Origin of the sequence: Lipingzhangella halophila (assembly GCF_014203805.1) — a bacterium.
Taxonomy (GTDB): domain Bacteria; phylum Actinomycetota; class Actinomycetes; order Streptosporangiales; family Streptosporangiaceae; genus Lipingzhangella; species Lipingzhangella halophila.
In genome coordinates this window covers 1105369-1123945 of record NZ_JACHJT010000001.1, presented here as the reverse complement: position 1 = coordinate 1123945, position 18577 = coordinate 1105369, and the positions used below count along the sequence as shown (strand labels likewise).

General features: G+C 70.6%; 17 protein-coding genes. 6 read left to right on the top strand and 11 right to left on the bottom strand.

Going from position 1 to position 18577, the window contains the following annotated elements:
- Positions 1-242 precede the first annotated feature (242 nt).
- Positions 243-731, top strand: a complete 489-nt coding sequence (locus F4561_RS05065; RefSeq protein ID WP_184575241.1) for an Lrp/AsnC family transcriptional regulator — start codon at positions 243-245, stop codon at positions 729-731.
- 37 nt (positions 732-768) lie between these two features.
- On the opposite strand, the gene F4561_RS05060 is transcribed toward F4561_RS05065, so the two are convergent.
- The gene (locus tag F4561_RS05060; protein ID WP_184575239.1) at positions 769-1422 is read right to left on the bottom strand and encodes a TetR/AcrR family transcriptional regulator; all 654 of its coding nucleotides are present in this window, start codon (positions 1420-1422) and stop codon (positions 769-771) included.
- Between the two features lie 95 nt (positions 1423-1517).
- Here F4561_RS05060 and F4561_RS05055 point away from each other — a divergent pair, with 95 nt between their 5' ends.
- Both F4561_RS05055 and F4561_RS05050 read left to right on the top strand, forming a co-directional pair.
- A complete protein-coding gene (locus tag F4561_RS05055) occupies positions 1518-2741 on the top strand; it encodes a cytochrome P450 (protein WP_184575237.1) in 1224 nt (407 codons plus the stop codon).
- A complete protein-coding gene (locus F4561_RS05050; RefSeq protein WP_184575234.1) occupies positions 2738-2932 on the top strand; it encodes a ferredoxin in 195 nt (64 codons plus the stop codon). The genes F4561_RS05055 and F4561_RS05050 overlap by 4 nt, the downstream gene beginning before the upstream one ends.
- 73 nt (positions 2933-3005) lie before the next feature.
- On the opposite strand, the gene F4561_RS05045 is transcribed toward F4561_RS05050, so the two are convergent.
- The 6 genes from F4561_RS05045 to deoC all read right to left on the bottom strand — a co-directional run bounded on the left by F4561_RS05045 (position 3006) and on the right by deoC (position 9978).
- Positions 3006-4667, bottom strand: coding sequence for a phospho-sugar mutase (locus tag F4561_RS05045; protein ID WP_184575232.1), 1662 nt, complete (start codon positions 4665-4667; stop codon positions 3006-3008).
- A gap of 49 nt (positions 4668-4716) precedes the next feature.
- Entirely contained in the window at positions 4717-5535 is an 819-nt protein-coding gene (locus F4561_RS05040) for a purine-nucleoside phosphorylase (RefSeq protein ID WP_184575230.1), read from the bottom strand.
- 291 nt (positions 5536-5826) lie between these two features.
- The gene (locus tag F4561_RS05035) at positions 5827-6417 is read right to left on the bottom strand and encodes a GNAT family N-acetyltransferase (protein ID WP_184575228.1); all 591 of its coding nucleotides are present in this window, start codon (positions 6415-6417) and stop codon (positions 5827-5829) included.
- 260 nt (positions 6418-6677) lie between these two features.
- Entirely contained in the window at positions 6678-7589 is a 912-nt protein-coding gene (locus tag F4561_RS05030; RefSeq protein ID WP_221445368.1) for an aldehyde dehydrogenase family protein, read from the bottom strand.
- Positions 7582-9021, bottom strand: coding sequence for an aldehyde dehydrogenase family protein (locus F4561_RS05025; RefSeq protein WP_184575226.1), 1440 nt, complete (start codon positions 9019-9021; stop codon positions 7582-7584). Before F4561_RS05025 ends, F4561_RS05030 begins: the two co-directional genes overlap by 8 nt.
- A 12-nt stretch (positions 9022-9033) precedes the next feature.
- Complete coding sequence (gene deoC / locus F4561_RS05020) at positions 9034-9978, bottom strand: deoxyribose-phosphate aldolase (RefSeq protein ID WP_184583196.1); 945 nt, start codon at positions 9976-9978, stop codon at positions 9034-9036.
- A 156-nt stretch (positions 9979-10134) separates the two neighbouring features.
- Between deoC and F4561_RS05015 the strand changes: the two genes are divergently transcribed.
- The 3 genes from F4561_RS05015 (at position 10135) to F4561_RS05005 (ending at position 11930) form a co-directional block, all read left to right on the top strand.
- Entirely contained in the window at positions 10135-10821 is a 687-nt protein-coding gene (locus tag F4561_RS05015; RefSeq protein WP_184575224.1) for a hypothetical protein, read from the top strand.
- A 363-nt stretch (positions 10822-11184) separates the two neighbouring features.
- A complete protein-coding gene (locus tag F4561_RS05010) occupies positions 11185-11658 on the top strand; it encodes a PTS sugar transporter subunit IIA (protein WP_184575222.1) in 474 nt (157 codons plus the stop codon).
- Complete coding sequence (locus F4561_RS05005; protein ID WP_184575220.1) at positions 11655-11930, top strand: PTS sugar transporter subunit IIB; 276 nt, start codon at positions 11655-11657, stop codon at positions 11928-11930. Before F4561_RS05010 ends, F4561_RS05005 begins: the two co-directional genes overlap by 4 nt.
- Before the next feature lie 137 nt (positions 11931-12067).
- Here F4561_RS05005 and F4561_RS05000 read toward each other — a convergent pair whose 3' ends face one another.
- The 4 genes from F4561_RS05000 to F4561_RS04985 all read right to left on the bottom strand — a co-directional run bounded on the left by F4561_RS05000 (position 12068) and on the right by F4561_RS04985 (position 18577).
- Entirely contained in the window at positions 12068-14179 is a 2112-nt protein-coding gene (locus tag F4561_RS05000; protein WP_184575218.1) for a catalase, read from the bottom strand.
- Between the two features lie 258 nt (positions 14180-14437).
- Complete coding sequence (locus F4561_RS04995) at positions 14438-15709, bottom strand: heparan-alpha-glucosaminide N-acetyltransferase domain-containing protein (protein ID WP_312885149.1); 1272 nt, start codon at positions 15707-15709, stop codon at positions 14438-14440.
- Between the two features lie 66 nt (positions 15710-15775).
- Positions 15776-17755: an acetoacetate--CoA ligase gene (locus F4561_RS04990; RefSeq protein WP_184575216.1), complete on the bottom strand. Its 1980-nt coding sequence runs from the start codon at positions 17753-17755 to the stop codon at positions 15776-15778.
- A gap of 117 nt (positions 17756-17872) precedes the next feature.
- On the bottom strand, positions 17873-18577 hold the full coding sequence (locus tag F4561_RS04985) for an RNA-guided endonuclease InsQ/TnpB family protein (protein WP_312885148.1): 705 nt from the start codon (positions 18575-18577) through the stop codon (positions 17873-17875).

The following is an 18577-nucleotide window of genomic DNA, read 5'->3' as shown; positions in this document are numbered from 1 at the left end:
AGTTCAATACAAATCGACAGCTATACCCGACTTTCATCCTCGATTGTCCAATATGTACCTAGCGGAGCGCTCTCGGATGACACACCGCGCCAACAGCGTTCGCGCACGCCCCGACCGCTGATCACCGGGGCGATCGCGACCAGCACCGAGTGTGACTCGTCTCGAAATGTGAAATATGTAGGACAACAAGGCGGTTTAGCTGGTAACCAGTTACTCACTGTCGCAACTGTGGGGAGGGGCCGATGGCCCACGTGGAAAACCGGAGGTCCGGCCGACTCCCGGACGCCACCGACCGGACGATCATCAGCGCGCTCGCTGAGGACGCCCGCACCGGTATCACCGAGGTCGCCGCCACCGCCAACGTCTCCCGTGCCACGGCCTACAACCGGATCAAGCGCCTCACTGACGAGGGGGTGATCCAGGGGTACTCCGTTGTGCCCGACCACGCCAAGCTGGGGCTGGGGGTCACCGCTCTGATCATGATCTCGGGGAGCCAGCCTGACTGGCGGGCCAACCGCGAGGTCCTCTCCTCCTACCCCGAGGTCGAGTACTGCTGGTACGTGGTCGGCTCGGCCGACATCGTCCTGCTCGTCCGGGTGGCCGACACGCACCAGTTGCGCGACCTGATCCTGACCCGGCTGCAGTCCCTGCCCGGGGTGACCTCCACCCAGACCCTCACCGTCATCGACGAGGTCGTGCACCGGCCCGTGGTCGAGCCACCCGAGGACTAGGACCTACGCGCCGCGGCCTGTGACCCGGCGCACCGGGTCACAGGCCGAACTCGCGGTCCACATCGTCCATCCGGCGCGGGGCGCGGGTGGACGAAGGAACCGAGGTGGCCTGTAGTCCGTCGAGGTAGATCGCGAGCAGTTGACGGGTGACCTCGTCATCGAGCTTGGGGTCCATGCCCGGCATGGGGCGGGAGAGTTTGACCAGGCCGAGCGCGATGTCGCCGAGGCCGATGTCGCGCCGCACCAGCTCCTGCCGTTGTGCCGCCGCGAGCAGGTCCTCCAGCCGCCGGACCACCTCACCGCGCCGTTCCCACAGCGTGCTGTGCGCACTGAGCTCCGCACGCAACTGGGGCAGCGCCATGGGTGCGAGCACTCCGACCCTGCAGGTGACCGCCGCGTGGAGGACCCGCGTCAGCGCCTGCCAGGGGTCGGACTCCTCGGCCTCAGCCAGTTCGGCCTCCTGCCCGATGACGGCCATGTTGTCCTCCGCCACCGCGCGGACCAGCGCGGCACGGTCGGGGAACCTGCGGTACAGCGTTGCGATGCCGACCCCGGCTCGGCGGGCGATCTCTTCCAGGGGCGCGTCGAGTCCGCGTTCGGCGATGGTCTCCCGGGCGGCGTCGAGAACCATCCTCCGGTTGCGCCGCGCGTCGGCGCGCAGGTGAAGAGAGTCCTTCGGTCCGTCCGTCACTCGACCTCCCAGTGAATCTGGATGATTTCCCTTCGGTTGTGCTAGCTTAGCGGGAAATACAAGTGGAGGTTTCTCCTTCGTTTATGGAGTTCATCATGACTGATTCCATGGCCCGTCCCGCAACCGACCAGTCGTCCCTTGAGCTCCCGCTCCGCCGCCAGTGCCCAATGGCCCCACCTCCGGAGTACGAGGACCTGCGCACCAATGGCCCCACCCGGGTGCGGACTCCCGATGGCACCTGGGTGTGGGCGGTGACCCGCTACCAGGACGTGAAGACGATGCTCAGCAGCCCGGACTTCAGCTCCGACGGCAGGACCCCCGGATTCCCCGCCATCAAGCCGGAGCTGCGTGCCTTGCTGGCCAACCCGCCGTTCGTCCGCACGGACCCGCCCGAGCACACGTCCGAACGCCGGCCCCTGATCCCGGAGTTCACGCTGCGCCGCGTCCAGGAGCTGCGGCCGGGTGTGGAACGCGCCACGTCGGAGCTCCTGGACGGGATGCAGCGGCAGGGACCGCCCGCGGACCTGGTGGAGATGCTGGCGTTGCCCCTGCCCTCGCTGGTGATCTGCCAGCTGCTCGGGGTGCCCTACAGCGACCACGAGTTCTTCCAGGCACGCGCCCGCGTGCTCATTTCCCAGAACAGCTCCCCGGGGGAGGCGACCACCGCCATTTCCGAGCTCTTCGGGTACATGGACCAGCTACTCACCAGCAAGCAGCGCAACCCCGCGGACGACCTGATGAGCCGCCTGGCCACCGAGCACATGGAACCCGCGGGCGAGCTGAACCGGGACCGGGTGCTGCGGATGTGCGCCCTGCTGCTCAACGCCGGCCACGAGACAACGGCGAACATGATCGCGTTGGGGACGGTGGTCCTGCTGCAGAATCCCGACCAGCAGGCGCTGCTTCGCGAGAGTCCCGACCGGCTGGTCGCCGAGCTGCTGCGCTACCTCAGCATCGCCGACCTCGTCCCCGCCCGGATCGCGGTGCGCGACACCGAGCTGGGCGGGGCCGCGATCCGCGCCGGTGAGGGCGCGATCGCCCTGCTCGCCGGTGCCAACTGGGATCCCGAAACGTTCGACGAGCCCGACCGGTTCCAGGTGCGCCCCGATGACCAGCGGCACCTGGCCTTCGGGTACGGGGTGCACCAGTGCCTGGGGGCCAACCTGGCCCGCATGGAGCTGGAGGTGGTGCTGCCCGCGCTGTTCGAACGACTGCCCACCTTGCGCCTGGACACCCCGGCCGCCAATCTGGACTACAAACACGACGGAGTCGTCTACGGACTGCACCGCCTGCCGGTCACCTGGGAGGACACGCGATGAAGGTCACCGCCGACCGCGAGGTCTGCATCGGTGCGGGGATGTGCGTGTTGACCGCGCCCGCGGTGTTAGACCAGGACGAGGACGACGGCCGGGTACGCGTACTCGACGCCGACCCCCCGGCCGAGGCGCACCCGGCCGTCCGCGAGGCCGAACGGCTGTGCCCCAGCCGCGCGATCTCGGTTGAGAGCTGAGCTTGTACGGGTGAGGGCGGAACCCCATAGCCGCACCCCTGGCGGCGGCGCGGCGACGGCGTCAGCCCTCGGCTCACTGCCGGGGGAACAGCTTCGCGACCGCCTCCTTGAGTACCGCGAGTTGCTCACCGGCGCGATCCCGCACGGGACCGAGATGGGCGGTGTCGGGGTGTACCGGGTGCACGACCTCCAGGTAGGCCTTCAGCTTCGGTTCGGTTCCCGACGGCCGCAGCGTCACCCGGGCCTCGGCGGGCCCCGACAGCCGGTACCGCAGCGCGTCGGTGCTCGGCAGGCTGCCTCTTCCGCCGAGGAAGTCCTCGACCTCGGTGACCTGCCACTGCGCCAGGTAGTCGGGCGGGTCCGCGCGTAGCGTGCGCATCGCCCGAGCCAGCAGCGAGGTGTCGTCAACGCGGAGCGCGAGCTGGGTGGTCAGGTGCAAGCCATAGCGCCGCGCCTGGTCGTCGATCAGGTCGAGCAGAGTACGGCCGGCACGCTTGGCCTCCGCCGCGATCGCGGCCACGACAAGGGCCGCGCTGATGCCGTCCTTGTCGGCGACCGGACGAGCGTCGTCGCCCGCTACGCAGTAGCCGAGCGCCTCCTCATAGCAGAAGACGTTGCGCTGTCCGGAGCTGCCCGCGCGGACCAGCCACTTGAATCCGGTGAGCGTCTCGGCGCAACTGGCCCCGTAGTCGGCCGCGATCTTGGGTAGTAGGCCGGCCGACACGATCGTGGTCGCCACGAGCCGGTCCGTGCCGGATGTGCGGCGCAGGATGTACTCCGCGAGCAGCCCGCCCACCTCGTCGCCGGTCAGCAGCCCGTGCCCGGGTACGGCCACGGCCAGCCGGTCGCCGTCGGGATCGTTGGCCAGGATGAGGTCGGCGCCGTGCTGGCGGCTGGTCGCCAGCGCGAGGTCCATGGCTCCGGGCTCTTCGGGGTTGGGGAAGGGCAGCGTGGGGAATACGGGGTCGGGGTCGGCCTGCTCCAGCACCACCCGCGGCGCGGGGAACCCGGTCCAGGCGAACGCCGTCCGCAGGGTTCGCGCGCCGACACCGTGCATGGGGGTGTAGGTGACGTGGATATCGCGGTCGTGCCCCAGCGGGAGGCCGGCGATGGCCGAAACGTAGTCCTCGACCACGTCATCGCCCAGCACTGTCCAGTCGTCGCCCAGTTCCAGCTCGCTGATCGCCGGAGCGGCGTCGATCGCCGCGGAGATCTCGGCGTCCGCCGGCGGCACGATCTGGCTGCCGGAGTCGGGGCCGGTACCGCCGGCGAGCACCTTGTACCCGTTGTCCTGCGGCGGGTTGTGGCTGGCCGTCACCATGATCCCGGCTCCGGCGCCCCGCGCGCGGACCGCGTACGCGAGCACCGGTGTGGGCAGCGGGCGCGGCAGCATCAGGGGCAGGCACCCCGCGCCCGCGAGTACGGCCGCGGTGTCGCGGGCGAAGTCCTCCGACCGGTGCCGGGCGTCGTACCCGACGACCACGGTCCGCCCCGGCCCGAGCCAGCGCGCCACCCCGGCCGCGGCGCGCATCACGGTCACCCGGTTCATCCGGTTCGGCCCGGCGCCCAGCTCCCCTCGCAGCCCGGCCGTGCCGAACTCCAACCGGGCTCCGAAACGGTCGGCCAGCGCAGCGTCCGCGCCCGCCTCAAGAAGCCCGCTCAGCTCCTCCCGTGTCCGCGGGTCCGGGTCCTGCTCCAGCCACTGCCAAGCCCGCTCCCGATAGCTCTCCCCCATACGGCGTTCCCCTTGCGATGGTTTGCGAAGCGGCGGCCTTGCGTGCGACTCACAACTTCGCCGAGATCCCCGCGAGCAGACTGCCCGCGCTGGCTGCGGCGTCCCGGCCGGTCTCCAGCACCTCGCGGTGGTCGAGAGGTTGCCCGGCCAGGCCCGCGGCGAAGTTGGTGACCAGCGAAATCCCCAGCACCGACGCGCCCTGCTCCCGGGCGGCGATGGCCTCCAGCGCCGTGGACATGCCGACCAGGTCGGCCCCCATCATCCGCAGCATCCGGATCTCCGCCGGCGTCTCGAACTGCGGGCCGCGCATCGCCGCGTAGACGCCTTCGGCCAGGCCGGGGTCGGCCTCCCGTGCTGCGGCGCGCAGCGAGGCACTGTACGTGTCGCTCATGTCCACGAACGACGGGCCCACCAGAGGGGACTCCCCGGTGAAGTTGATGTGGTCGGCGATGAGCACCGCACTACCGACGGGCAGCTCCGTGTTCAGCGACCCGGCCGCGTTGGTCAGCACGATCCGGGGCGCGCCGGCGGCCACCGCGGTGCGCACTCCGTGCACCACGGCGGAGGCTCCGTGCGCCTCGTAGAGATGCGTACGGCCGAGGAAGACCAGCAGATCACGGTCCCCGCTGCGCACGGAACGGATCCGGCCCGTGTGCCCGGTGACAGCGGGCGGCTGGAAACCCGGCAACGCGCTCGTCTCGACCTCGGCCACAACCTCACCGAGCGCGTCCGCGGCCGCCGCCCACCCTGATCCCATGACGAAGGCGGCGGCGTAGGAGTCCACTCCGGTGTGCCGGCGCAGCTCGTCGGCAGCCCGCTGGGCGGTCCGCAGGTCCTCAGTACTCAATGCCGCTGCCCTCCTGGTCATCACCTTCCGCGGGCCGGCCGGTCCGCCGCAGCGATCGTGCCGTGAGTGGCCCCGTCGGGGCAACGTCGAACCGCGCGCGAGCCCGTAACGAATCCAACCTAACCCGCCCGCGCCGTTGCTCGCCCCCTGACCACGGGGCCCATCCGCCGAGCAAGGCGTTCACCCGGGATCGAAAATCCTTACGATACGATAACCCGCCGCTGGGCGGCGCGCGGCGGCGTTTCCCCGAGCACCGAGGACAACGGGATGGCCCGCCCGGGCTGGCCTCCCCTGGGCCCGGCGGCGCGGAGGTCAGCGCCGCACCGGCCGGGACAGGATGAGCTGCGGCCCGGCGTCCCCGTCCAGGTAGCGGCGACCGGTGTCGACAAAACCGCTGGCCAGGTACGCGCGGATCGCCGCGGGATTGGCCTCGTTCACGGTGAGCAGGACCTCGGCGGCGCCGGGAGCGTCCGCCAGGATGAGCGGGTCGAGAGCGGCGCACGCGGCCCGACCCACGCCGTGGCCCTGCCATTCCGGAGCGATGTAGAACGCGCGGAGCAGAACGGCACTTCGGGGTGCGCTGGTGAGCTCGGCGAGGCTGCCGCCCCGGTCCAGAATGCCGAAGCCCACCGCTGCGCCGCGCACCACCACCGCGAACGGGGTGCGGTTGGGGTCGTCATCCGCCCGCGGCAGTGTGTGCGCGGCCGGCTTGACGAACCGGTGCTGCCCCGGAAGCAGTGGTATGCGCAGGACCGACTCGCGCAGCGCGGCGACACCGGGTGCCCCGGAGTCGAGCCGGACCAGCTCCACCCCGGCCCCGCCCTCCGCGGAGCCGGCATCCGCTGGCTGTACCGCCGGCGCGCGACCGGCCGCGGCGCGTTCCGCCGCACCGTCCTCGCTCATGGCTTCCTCGTTCCGCGAGTCCGCGGGTCGGGACACTGCTGGCGCTGGCCGTGTTCCCTCGGCGGACACCTCCGGTGCAGTGCTGGGGTCATTTTCGCAAAGTCCTGGTTTCCGGTGGTGGGGCAACGAGGTGGTGATTGAGGGCCTGGTCGCGCGCGCCACCAACTGCCGCCAGCACCGATGACCGATGACCGATGACCGGCCAACCGCCGCCTTCGCTGCCCTCGTCGGAGGTCCAACCACCCGCTCACGTCACCGGTCTAAACGCCGACCGGGTGCCAGACCGTCTTCAGCTCCAGGAACGGTGTTATCCGGGTCAGGCCGGGGTCGGCGGTCCAGTCGGTCCCGGCGGGGTCGGGGCGCAGCACACGTTTGAGCGTGGCCGCCGCGTCCTTCTCCAAGCCGGCGGCGAGGTCGCCCGCTCCGGCCAGGTCCAGGGCGTTCACGTCGGCGTGCGTGGCGAGGTGCGGGGCGATCTCGCTGAGGCGCCCGGTGAGGATGTTGGCGACGCCGCCCGGCAGGTCAGAGGTCGCCAGCACCTCCGCGAGCGTGACCGCCGGGAGCGGGGCGCGTTCGCTGGCCACGACCACCGCGGTGTTGCCCGTGGCGATTACGGGGGCAACCACCGACACCAGCCCGAACAACGGGGCCTGCGGCGGGGCGATGACCGCCACCACTCCGGTGGGCTCGGGCGAGCTCAGGTTGAGGTAGGGCCCGGAGACCGCGTTCGATCCCCCGATGACCTGGGAGAACTTGTCGGCCCAGCCGGCGTAGTAGACCCACCGGTCGATCGCGGCCGACACCAGGGCCGCGGCCTTGTTCCTGGCCACGCCATCGGCGTCGACGACCTCCGCGACGAACTGGGCGTGGCGGCCCTCCATCATCTCGGCGATCCGGTAGAGGATCTGGCCCCGGTTGTAGCCGGTTCGCCCGGACCACCCGCCGAACGCGGCGCGCGCGGCTACGACGGCGTCGCGCGCGTCCTTGCGGGATGCCGCCGCGGCGTTGGCGAGGTGCTGCCCCTTCGCTGACGTCACTGGATACGACCTGCCCGATTCCGAACGTGGGAACGCCCCGCCGACGTAGAGCTTGGCGGTCCGGCGAACCGCGAGCCGCGCGGCTCCCGCGTCGCGCGCCTCCTTCGCCCGCCCCCGCGGCTCCGCTTCAGCCAAGGTATGCCTCCAGTCCGTGTCGCCCGCCTTCCCGGCCGTACCCGGACTCCTTGTACCCGCCGAACGGGCTCGCCGGGTCGAGCTTATTGAAGGTGTTCGACCACACCACACCGGCCCGCAGCCGTTCGGCGGTCCACAGCATGCGCGCGCCCTTCTCGGTCCACACCCCGGCCGAGAGGCCGTAGGGGGTGTTGTTGGCCTTGGCCACGGCCTCGTCCGGGGTGCGGAAGGTCAGTACCGACAGCACAGGCCCGAATATCTCCTCGCGGGCGATCCGGTGCGCCTGGCTGACGCCGGTGAACACGGTGGGTGGGAACCAGTGGCCGCGTTCGGGCAGCTCGCAGGCGGGGGACCACGCTTCGGCTCCCTCGGCCGTTCCGGTGGCGGCGAGGTCGCGGATCCGGCCGAGCTGCGCTGCGGAGTTGATCGCCCCAACGTCGGTGTTCTTGTCTAGCGGGTCACCGAGCCGCAGCCGCTCGATCCGTTCGCGCAGCCTGGGCAGGAACTCCTCGGCCACACTCTCCTGCACGAGCAGCCGGGAGCCGGCGCAGCACACGTGCCCCTGGTTGCGGAAGACGCCGGCGACCACCCCCTCGACCGCCTGGTCGATGGCGGCGTCGTCGTACACGATGTTGGCGCCCTTGCCGCCGAGCTCCAGCGTCAGGCGCTTATGGGTGCCGGCCACAGTGGCGGCGATCTGCCGGCCGACCTCGGTGGATCCGGTGAACGCAACTTTGTCGACGCCCGCGTGCGACACCAGGGTGTGCCCGGTGGGCCCGGCGCCCGGGACGATGTTGACGACACCGGGCGGCAGCTCGGCCTCCTGGCAGATCTCGGCGAACACCATCGCGGTCAGCGGAGTCGTCTCGGCCGGTTTCAGCACCACCGTGTTTCCGGTGGCCAGCGCCGGTGCCACTTTCCAGGCCAGCATCAGCAGCGGGAAGTTCCACGGGATGACCTGCGCGGCCACCCCTATCGGGCGCGGGTCGGGGCCGAGCCCGGCGTGCGGCAGCTTATCGGCCCAGCCCGCGTGGTAGAAGAAGTGCGCGGCGGCCAGCGGCAGGTCGAGGTCGCGCGTCTCCCTGATGGGCTTGCCGTTGTCCAGGGTCTCCAGCACCGCCAGCTCGCGTGCGCGCTCCTGCAGGATGCGGGCGATCCGGAAGAGGTACTTGCCACGCTCCGCACCCGGCATCGCGGACCACGTGGTGTCGAAGGCACGCCGCGCGGCGGCCACGGCCCGGTCGACGTCCTCCTCGCCGGACACCGCGACCTCGGCGAGCGGCTCCTCGTCGGCCGGGTTGACCGAGGTCAGGGACTCCCCGCTCGTGGCCGGCACCAGCTCCCCGCCAATGTAGGGCTGGTAGGAGGGGCGCAGCGAGACGACGGAGCGCGACTCCGGCGCCGGCGCGTACTCGAAGATCTCGTCGGACACGGGATACGCCTCTCAGTCCAGCGTGAAGTAGTCGGGACCGGGGTAGGTGCCGCTGGCCAGCCTGGTGCGCTGCATCAGCAGGTCGTTGAGCAGGCTGGAGGCGCCTATACGGAAAAGGTCCGGGGTGAGCCACGCCGCGCCGGCTACCTCGTTGACCAGGACGAGGTACCGGACGGCGTCCTTGGTGCCGCGGATGCCTCCGGCGGCCTTGACACCGACGCGCGCGCCCGTGTTCGCGTGGTGGTCGCGGACCGCCTCCAGCATGACCAGCGTGCCGGGCAGCGTGGCCGCCGGTGCGACCTTTCCGGTGGAGGTCTTGACGAAGTCGGCCCCGGCGCGGATAGCGAGCCAGCAGGCACGGCGCACGTTGTCGAGAGTGCCCAGCTCGCCGGTCTCCAGAATGACCTTCAGGTGCGCCGACCCGCTGGCCTCCTTGACCGCGGCGATCTCCTCGACCACCTTGCGGTAGTCGCCGCTGAGGAAGGCCCCGCGGTCAATGACCATGTCGATCTCGGTGGCGCCGCTGGCGACCGCGTGGCGGGTCTCGGCGAGTTTCGCCTCCAACGGGGCGCGGCCAGCCGGGAACGCGGTGGCGACCGAGGCTGTGCCCACTCCGGTGCCGCGCAGCGCCGCAACAGCCACGGAGACCAAGTCCGGGTACACGCACACTGCCGCGGCCGCCGGCGCCGAGGGGTCGGCCGGGTCGGGGTGCGCTGCTTTGGCCGACATGGCGCGCACCTTGCCCGGGCTGTCGGCGCCCTCAAGCGTGGTCAGGTCGACCATCCGGATCGCGAGGTCGATCGCCCGCCCCTTGGCGGCCGACTTGATCGAGCGCGCGGCCAACTCCCCGGCGCGTTCCCGGGCGCCGACCTCGTCGACTCCCGGTAGCCCGCGCAGGTACGCCCGCAGCGACGCGTTGGAGGCCGCCGGTCCGGGCGGGGACGCGGTGTCGGGCATGGGGCCACCCTCCATCGGGCCGGTCGTCATGGCGGCCACCCTAACGCGTCGGCGCGGTCCGGACCGTGGCCCGGACCGCGCCGTGCCGCCGCCCGCGGCCAGTCCGCCGTAGGCTTGAGGGAAGCGCGCAGCACCGGCGAGGCGATCGGAGGGGTCATGGTGGAGTTCCGCATCTCCTGCGACGACAACGGTATCGACCTGCGGAAGACGGCCGCGGCGCTGATCGAGTCGCACGGCTGGCCGCGCGACCGGGTCAGCGTGTGGCGGAACCGCGGCGGGGACGTCGTCATTACGGTCGACGAGGACCTGCTGCGCACGCCCTCGCCCGATCCGCTGAACCAGCCCATGCACACGCGCAGCGATGTCCACAAGGCGTGCGAGCTCGTCCGGAACCGCGACGCCTCACTGCGCGGGGTGGACTTCACCGAACTGCGCGACGCCGCCGCGCGGTTCTTCTCCGCGGGGTGGTCGGTCGCCGACCTGCTGCACGCCCTGAGTCACCGGCCCGATGGCCTTCCCTGGCCGCGCGGTGAGGGCTACCAGGGTGTCGAATGGCTAGAGCACCGGCTACGCAACTGGAAGACCCCAACCGGCGATATCCGGCCCTCAGTGTCCCAGGAGGAGGCGCAGCTCCGGATCGTCGGCCGCGCCGGGCTTCCCGGCGGCATCGGGGTGCCCGAGGACGGCACGCCGCCACGGGAGCGCGGGGCGGCACGACCGGAGACCGCGCGCGCCGCGGCCGACGACGCACGCCGGCTGCTGCGCGCGCAGACACGCACCACCAGTGACGCGCTGGAGCACCGCGAACGCACCGCCTCGCACATCGGGCGCCGAAACCGCTGAGGCGGCTCCTCGGAGCGACCCGCCACGACTACCCGCACCGGCCCGCGCGGTGAGCCGGCGTAGCTCGGTTATGGGGGGCGTGGTGAGGCGCCCAACGGGGGCGGCGGGATCCCCGCGGTCCCGCGGGAGCGACCATCGGCGCGACAAGCGGCCGCGCCCAACGCCACCGGGTTGTCCGTAACCTCCCTTGGCAGTACAGCTAGATCGGAATCCCCGGCTTTGGCGGTGCGGAGGATGCCATCTGGGTTACATTCGTAAGCCAAACGATCGGCGGTAGTGCGGTGCGGTCCGCTGGACCCGCGTCTTTACGTCTTCGCACGTGGCTACCGGCGCTCGGCACGGTGCTCGTGGCAGGAGGGGCACATGGAGGGGGCTTCGCTTCGCCAACTACTCCCAACCGAGGCGATCGCGCTGGGCCTGCACGCGGCGGGCTGGCGCGAGGCGGTTCGGGCCGCGGGCGACCTGCTGGTCGCCACCGGGAGCAGCACCGTGGACTACATCCAGCAGATGCAGGACACCGTCGACGAGTACGGTCCCTACATCGTCATCGCTCCCGGCCTCGCGCTGGCGCATGCCCGCCCCTCCTCCGCTGTGCTGCGCACCGGGCTCTCCTGGGCCGCGCTGGCCGCCCCGGTGCAGTTCGGCCACCCGCGCAACGACCCGGTCGATCTGGTCGTCGGGCTCGCCGCCACCGACCACGACGGGCACTCGGCGGCACTGTCCCAGCTCGCCCGGATGCTCGCGTGCCCGGACACCCTTGCGCAACTGAGATCGGCGGACCGTGCCGCGCACGTCCACGCTCTCATCACCGAGTACGAGGATGGCGCTGGACGATGAGAATCCTCGCCGTGTGCGGTATGGGAGTCGGCACCAGCGTGCTCCTCAAGGTCAACACCGAACGGGCCATTCGGGAACTGGACCTGGACGCCTACGTCGAGGTCGCCGACATCGGCGCCGCGCGCGGCGCCGTCAAGGAGGCCGACATCGTGCTCACCTCGGCGGAACTGGCGGCGCAGCTCGGCGAGACAGGTGTCCCCGTGGTGGTGGTCGACAACTTCGTCGACAGCGACGAGATCCGTACGAAGCTCGGCGCCGCGGTCGAGGGCTGAGCCGCTCCTCTTCGCACTGGGCCGTAGCTCCCGCGGCGGCCGCGGTGCTCGTCTTCCGGTGCTCCGGCTACCACCCCGCTCGGGGCGCCGCGCTGGACGACCCCGGGGGGTGCGCCCCGGGGCCGCCGCCGTGCGGTTCACGCCGGGACGGTCGCGACCTCACGCTCCCAGACCCGGTGCCGGGCGAGGGCCTCGATAAAGGTCTGGTGCAGCGCCTCGCCGTTCGGCCCCCGGTGCGTGATAACGCCCTGGTCGACCTGGACGTCGTTGCCCGGTTTCGCCATCTGCAGGCCGGGCAGCGGGGCCTTCTCCAGCACGTCCACGCCGTCGTTCATCGCGGCGATCGGTTTGTTGTGCTTGAACGCCTCGGCGACGAAGTTCAGCGCGAGGCCGTCCGCGGAAAGCTTGGCCGCGTTGTCGGCCCCGCCGGGCACCACGACCGCGTCGTAGAGGACGGAGGCGACGGTGCTCATGGCCCGGTCCACCTCGAAGCTCGAACCGTCGTCAGCGCGCACGCTCCCGTCCCGGGGGCCCAGGACGTCGGTCAGGGCACCGCGTTCGGCCAGGGCGGACCGGAGCGACGTCACGTCCGCCGCGTGCACGCCGTCGGCGACCAGCACCGCGACCTGCCGGGAGTACACGGTCTCCGGGAAGCCGGCGGCCTGGCTGAGCGCGGGCGAGGAGCGTCCGTGGTTCGTGGTCACCTGCTCGGGCGACCGCACGCCGATTCCCGTGGCCACCTTGACCGCCAGGTCGTGGTCGACCTGGTTCAGGTGCTCCACCACGCCCTCGCGGACATGGTGGTGCCCCACCTTGCCCAGCTCGAACTGGAACGCCGCGGCCAGGTGCTCCTGCTCCCAGGGGGCGAGGCTGTTGTAGAACAGCGTGGCCTGCGTGTAGTGGTCCTGGAAGCTCTCGCTGCGGTGCCGGATCTTCGCCCCGTCGACGCGTTCCTGGTAGTGCTGGTAGGCCCTGTCCGCATCCGCCAGGTAGGGGCAGCCGCCGGCCAGCGAGTTCTTGAAGTAGCTGGTCTGCCCCCGGTGCACGTAGTGCTGGCCGTACCCGTCGCGCTGGTTGTCCTGCACCTCGGCCACCGGGCGGTTCACCGGCAGCTGCTGGAAGTTCGGCCCGCCCAGCCGGATGAGCTGGGTGTCGAGGTAGGAGAAGTTGCGCGCCTGCAGCAACGGGTCGTTCGTGAAGTCGATGCCCGGGACCACGTTCGCCGTGTGGAACGCGATCTGCTCGGTCTCGGCGAAGAAGTTGTCCGGGTTCCGGTTGAGCACCATCTTGCCGATCGGCGTAACCGGAACTTCCTCCTCCGGGATGACCTTGGTGGGGTCGAGCAGGTCGAAATCGAACCGGTGCTCGTCGGACTCGGGCACGATCTGCACCCCCAGCTCCCACTCGGGGTACTGGCCGCGTTCGATGGCGTCCCAGAGGTCGCGCCGGTTGTAGTCGGGGTCCTTCCCGCCGATCTTCTGGGTCTCGTCCCAGACCAGCGAGTGGGTCCCGAGCCTGGGCTTCCAGTGGAACTTCACGAACGTGCCCTCGCCGTCCGCGTTGACGAACCGGAAGGTGTGCACCCCGAAGCCCTGCATCATCCGGTAGCTGCGCGGCAGCGCGCGGTCCGACATCACCCACATCATCATGTGCATGGTCTCGGGCTGCAGCTGAACGAAGTCCCACAGCGTGTCGTGCGCCGACTGCGCCTGCGGGATCTCGTTGTGCGGCTCGGGCTTGACCGAGTGCACGAAGTCCGGGAACTTGATCCCGTCCTGGATGAAGAACACGGGTATGTTATTGCCGACCAGGTCGTAGTTGCCTTCGCGGGTGTAGAACTTGGTGGCGAACCCGCGTACGTCGCGCACGGTGTCGGCGGAGCCGCGGGATCCGGCGACCGTGGAGAAGCGCACGAACACCGGCGTGCGCAGCGACGGGTCGTTCAGGAAGTGCGCCCGAGTGTAGCGGCTCAACGACTCGTACACCTGGAAGTACCCGTAGGCTCCTGCGCCGCGCGCGTGGACGACCCGCTCCGGGATGCGCTCGTGGTCGAAGTGGGTCATCTTCTCGCGGAAGTGGAAGTCCTCCATCAGGGTCGGTCCCCGGCCACCGGCGCTCAGCGAGTTGTCGGTGTCGTCGACCCTGGTCCCAGTGCTCGTGGTCAGTTCCCCGGTGGCGTCGATCCGGTGTTGTGCGAGCTGCTGGTCCTTCTCGTCGTTCGTGCCGGGATCACGTTGTGTCTCGGACATGAGCTGCCTCAACTTCCCTGGTGGTACGGCGCGGCCGCCGAGCGAGCGCGGTAAGCCGGGTGCGCGCGATGGGCGTACGGGCGCACTCGCGCCGCAGGGAGTGCTTCTTGACGGCTTTCGACCGAAACAACGCAAGAAACACGACCCGGCCTGGCCCGGCGCCGGCCATGCTCCTCTGCTCTGTGGTCCCGCTGACCTGGGCGGGCCGACGCTAAACAGTCGACCTGGCCGCTCCCCGCTGGCCCAGAGGCGGCCGGGTCAGCCGCCCCGCCGGTGGTGCTCGGGGCCGAGGTAGTCGTCCTCGTTGTCCTGCGGCCCGGAGAGCCGAAGGGCGCTGTCGGCCAGCCACCCCATGCCCCGCTCCAGCGGCCCCCGGCCGAGCAGTACCCGCCAGATCGTGGCGAAGAGCAGCGCCCCAACGACGAACGCCTCCAGCCGGAACGGCGCGTCGTCCTGGGCGGAACTGCCGATCACCGCGATAACCACAATGTGGCCGGCGTAGATGGTCAGCGCCATGGACCCGGCCGCCGCCAGCGGCGTGCCGAGCACGCCGACCAGGCGCGCCAGTACCAGGCACCCCGCGAGCACCAGCAGGGAGGTGCCGACCGCGCCCGCGATCTCGAACGAGGTCCCGCTGTGCGGCGACGCCACCACCAGCCACCACGCGCTCTCGGCGGGAACCTCACCGTGCAGGTCACCGAACCGCTCGGCCATCCATTCGCGCATGGGCCCCCACATCGTGGGGTCGACCGTGGCGTTGGGGCCGTCGAGGGCCCGGACCTCGGCCAGGATCAGCCGGTCGAGGAAACCCAGCGGGTACAGCAGCAGCCACGACCCGCCGTAGCCCACCGCGGTGAGCGCCGCCCCAACGCAGGCCAGCCAGACGCGCACCCTCGCCGAGCTAAGATCGAGACGGCCCACGGCCATGCCCGCGATGACGAACGCCATGAACGTGGCGGCGGGGTAGTACCCGGTGGCCAAGAAGTCGGTGATGCCGCCGATGGACCCCTGCCGGGCGGTGGGTGCCTCCAGGAAGGTGGCCCTGGCGAGGTACGACAACTGGGGACCCAGCAGCCCGACGAGCACGGCGGCCGCCATGAGCCCGCCGGCCCGCAGCCGCAGCAGCGGGAGGGCGAGGATGAAGAACCCGCCGTAGTAGGTCAGGATCACCGCGACGGGAGCCCCGAGCATGTCGAGCAACCCGCCGAGCAGCGCGAGCACGATCGCCCGGACCAGGATGCGCCCGGTGGCGCGGCGCAGCGGCAGCCCGGACAACGGGACGCCGCGCCCGGTCATCAGGGAGAGCGAGACTCCCGCCAGGAAGGCGAAGAGCGCCGAGGAGTTCCCGCGGACCAGCGTGTGGAAGGTCTCGGCGGGGCCGCTATCGAGCAGGCCGATGGAGCCCATGCCCAGATGGACGGTGAACATCCCGAAGACCGCGAGCGCGCGAGCAACGTCGATCCCGGCGATACGCTCGTGGGGCGCGGTACCCGCCTGCTCCGTCCCGGTATTGGGCAGTTGGTGCGACACGCCGTTAAGGCTAGGGCCTCTCGTGCCCGCCTGTCCCTCCCTATCCGCAATCTGTTGAATGCCCGTTCAGAGCCCCGGGTTCCCCTCGCGCTCCGCCAACTCGCTGAACTGGTCAAGGGCGGTCGGGTTGGCCAGAGAGTCGCGGCTGGCGACGCGCTCGGCCGGTTCCCCGGCGAGGATTCGCTTGACCGGAACCTCCAGCACCTTGCCCGACAGCGTGCGCGGAACCTCGGCGATCGCGCGCACCGAGTCGGGCACGTGCCGCGGCGAGCAGTCCTCGCGGATCCGCTTGGCGATCGCCCTGACCAGATCGTCGGTGAGAGTGTTCCCCTCGCGCAGCACCACGAACAGCTCGATGCGGGAGGCGTCCGCGGAGCGCGGGACATCCACGACGAGCGCGTCGACGATCTCGCCGAGCGCGAGCACCGCCCGGTAGATCTCGCTGGTCCCCATTCGGATGCCACCGCGGTTGATGGTGGAGTCGGAACGGCCGTAGATGATCGCGGTGCCGCGCTCGGTGATCTCGATCCAGTCGCCGTGGCGCCACACCCCCGGATACACGGCGAAGTAGCTGTCCCGCAGCCGCTCCCCGTCGGGATCGCCCCAGAAGTAGATCGGCATCGACGGCGCGGGCTCGGTCACCACCAGCTCCCCGACCTCGCCGACCAGCTCATCGCCATCGGGATCCCAGGAGGCGACGGCCATGCCCAGCGCGGGCGCCTGGATCTCGCCCTCGTACACCGGAAGCGTGGGTACCCCGCCCACCAGCACGCTGCAGACGTCGGTACCGCCACTGGCCGAGAAGAGCCACAGGCGGTCGCCGAGCTCCCGGTAGCACCAGTCGAAGCCCTCCGGGCTGAGCGGCGATCCGGTGGAGCCCACCGCGTGCAGCGCTGAGAGGTCGCGCCCCTCGGCCGGGTGCACGCCCTCCTTCATGCACGTCGACAGGAAGCTCGCGCTGGTCCCGAAGATGGTGATGCCGGCACGCTCGGCCAGGTCCCACAGCGCACCGAGGTCGGGGTAGCCGGGGCTGCCGTCGTACAGCACGATGGACGCCCGGGTCAGCAACACACTGACCAGGAAGTTCCACATCATCCAGCCGGTGGTGGTGTACCAGAACACCCGGTCGCCGCTCTGCGCGTCCAGATGCAGGTTCAGGTACTTCAGTTGCTCCAGCAGGATCCCGCCGTGCCCGTGCACGATCGCCTTGGGCAGCCCGGTGGTCCCGGAGGAGTACAGCACCCACAGCGGGTGGTCGAACGGCAGCGGCTCGAAACGCAGCGGCGCGCCATCGCCCGCGTCCTCCAGCTCCTCCCAGGGGATCGTGCCCTCGACCGGCTGGCCGCGCAGGTAGGAGAGCACGACGGTGTGCTCCACCGTGGGGAGCTGCTCGCGCAGGGCCGCGAGGACGTCGACGCGGTCGAAGTCGCGCCCGCCGTACCGGTAGCCGTCGACGGCGAGCAGCACCTTCGGCTCGATCTGCGCGAAACGGTCGACGACGCTGCGCACTCCGAAGTCCGGGGAGCACGAGGACCACACCGCGCCGATGGACGCGCAGGCGTAGAACGCCGCGACGGTCTCGGCGATGTTGGGGAGGTAGCCGACGACGCGGTCGCCCGGCCCGACCCCGAGCTGGCGCAGCCCTGCGGCGATGGCCGCTGTGCGGCGCTTCAGCTCACCCCAGGTCCACTCCCCCATGACACGCAGCTCCGAGGCGTGCCGGATGGCCACCTCGTCGTCGTCGCGCCCTTCGAGGATGTGGCGCGCGTAGTTGAGCCGCGCGCCCGGGAACCACTCGGCACCCGGCATGACACGTTCGGTGAGAACTCGCTCGTAGGGGGTGTCGGCACGGACGCCGAAGTACGTCCAGACCGCGGACCAGAACCCCTCGATGTCGGTCACCGACCAGCGCCACAGCGAGTGGTAGTCGTCCACCGGGGCACCGCGGTTCTGCTCGACCCACCGCGCGAAGGCCGTGATGTTCGCGCGCTCCCGCCGTTCCTCGCTCGGCTCCCAGAGCACCGGCGGCTGCGTCCCCTGCGGCATACTCACGCCTCCCTCGACGAACGGCGCACGGCGGCCGCCACGCGGGCCGCCCCTCGCCAGCTACGGGTGTGTGCGACCCATGTCAGCTTCCCGGGGGTGAAGTCCCCGAGTGTGCAGCTACGGCCCCACTGGCTGTGAGGTTACATGCCGCGTCTTGGCCACCACTGCGCTGGCGGTGGCCGGGACGGGTGACTGCCGCCCCGCGTTCCACACAGTCTCGCCACGTTGGGCGATGGTGTGGGAAGCATTGCGGTCTGCGTGCGCAACGACGCCGCAGCCCCGGCAGATAAAAGAGCCCTGGTCCACCCGGTTCCTCTTGTCGATGTGGTGGCATTCGCAGCACATCTGCGATGTGTACGCGGAATCAACGAAGACCAGTGGCACACCGGTACGGCGTGCCTTGTAGACGATGAAGTCTGCGAGTTGGGCGAAGGCCCAGGAGTGCAGCGCGACCCGTTGGGGCTTGCGGAGCCGTACCCGGTCGCGGATTCCCTTGAGTTCTTCCAGGGAGATGCCGCGTCCGGTGCGTTCAGCCTCGGTCACGATCGTCTTGGAGATGCAGTGGTTGATGTCCTTCACGCGCCGGGATTCCCTGCGGGAACGTTTCTTGAGCAGGCGCTTGGCGGAGGTGGTTCGCTTCTTCTGGAGCTTCTTGCGCAAGGGCAGCTGCCGCTTGCGGTAGCGGTTGAGTTCACGTCCGGCGTGGCTGCTCCCATCACTAGTGGTGGCGATGTTCTCGATGCCAAGGTCCACGCCGATGAACCCGTCCGGTTCGTACTGCTCGGCCTCGGGAACCTCGCAGGTGGCGTACAGAAACCACAC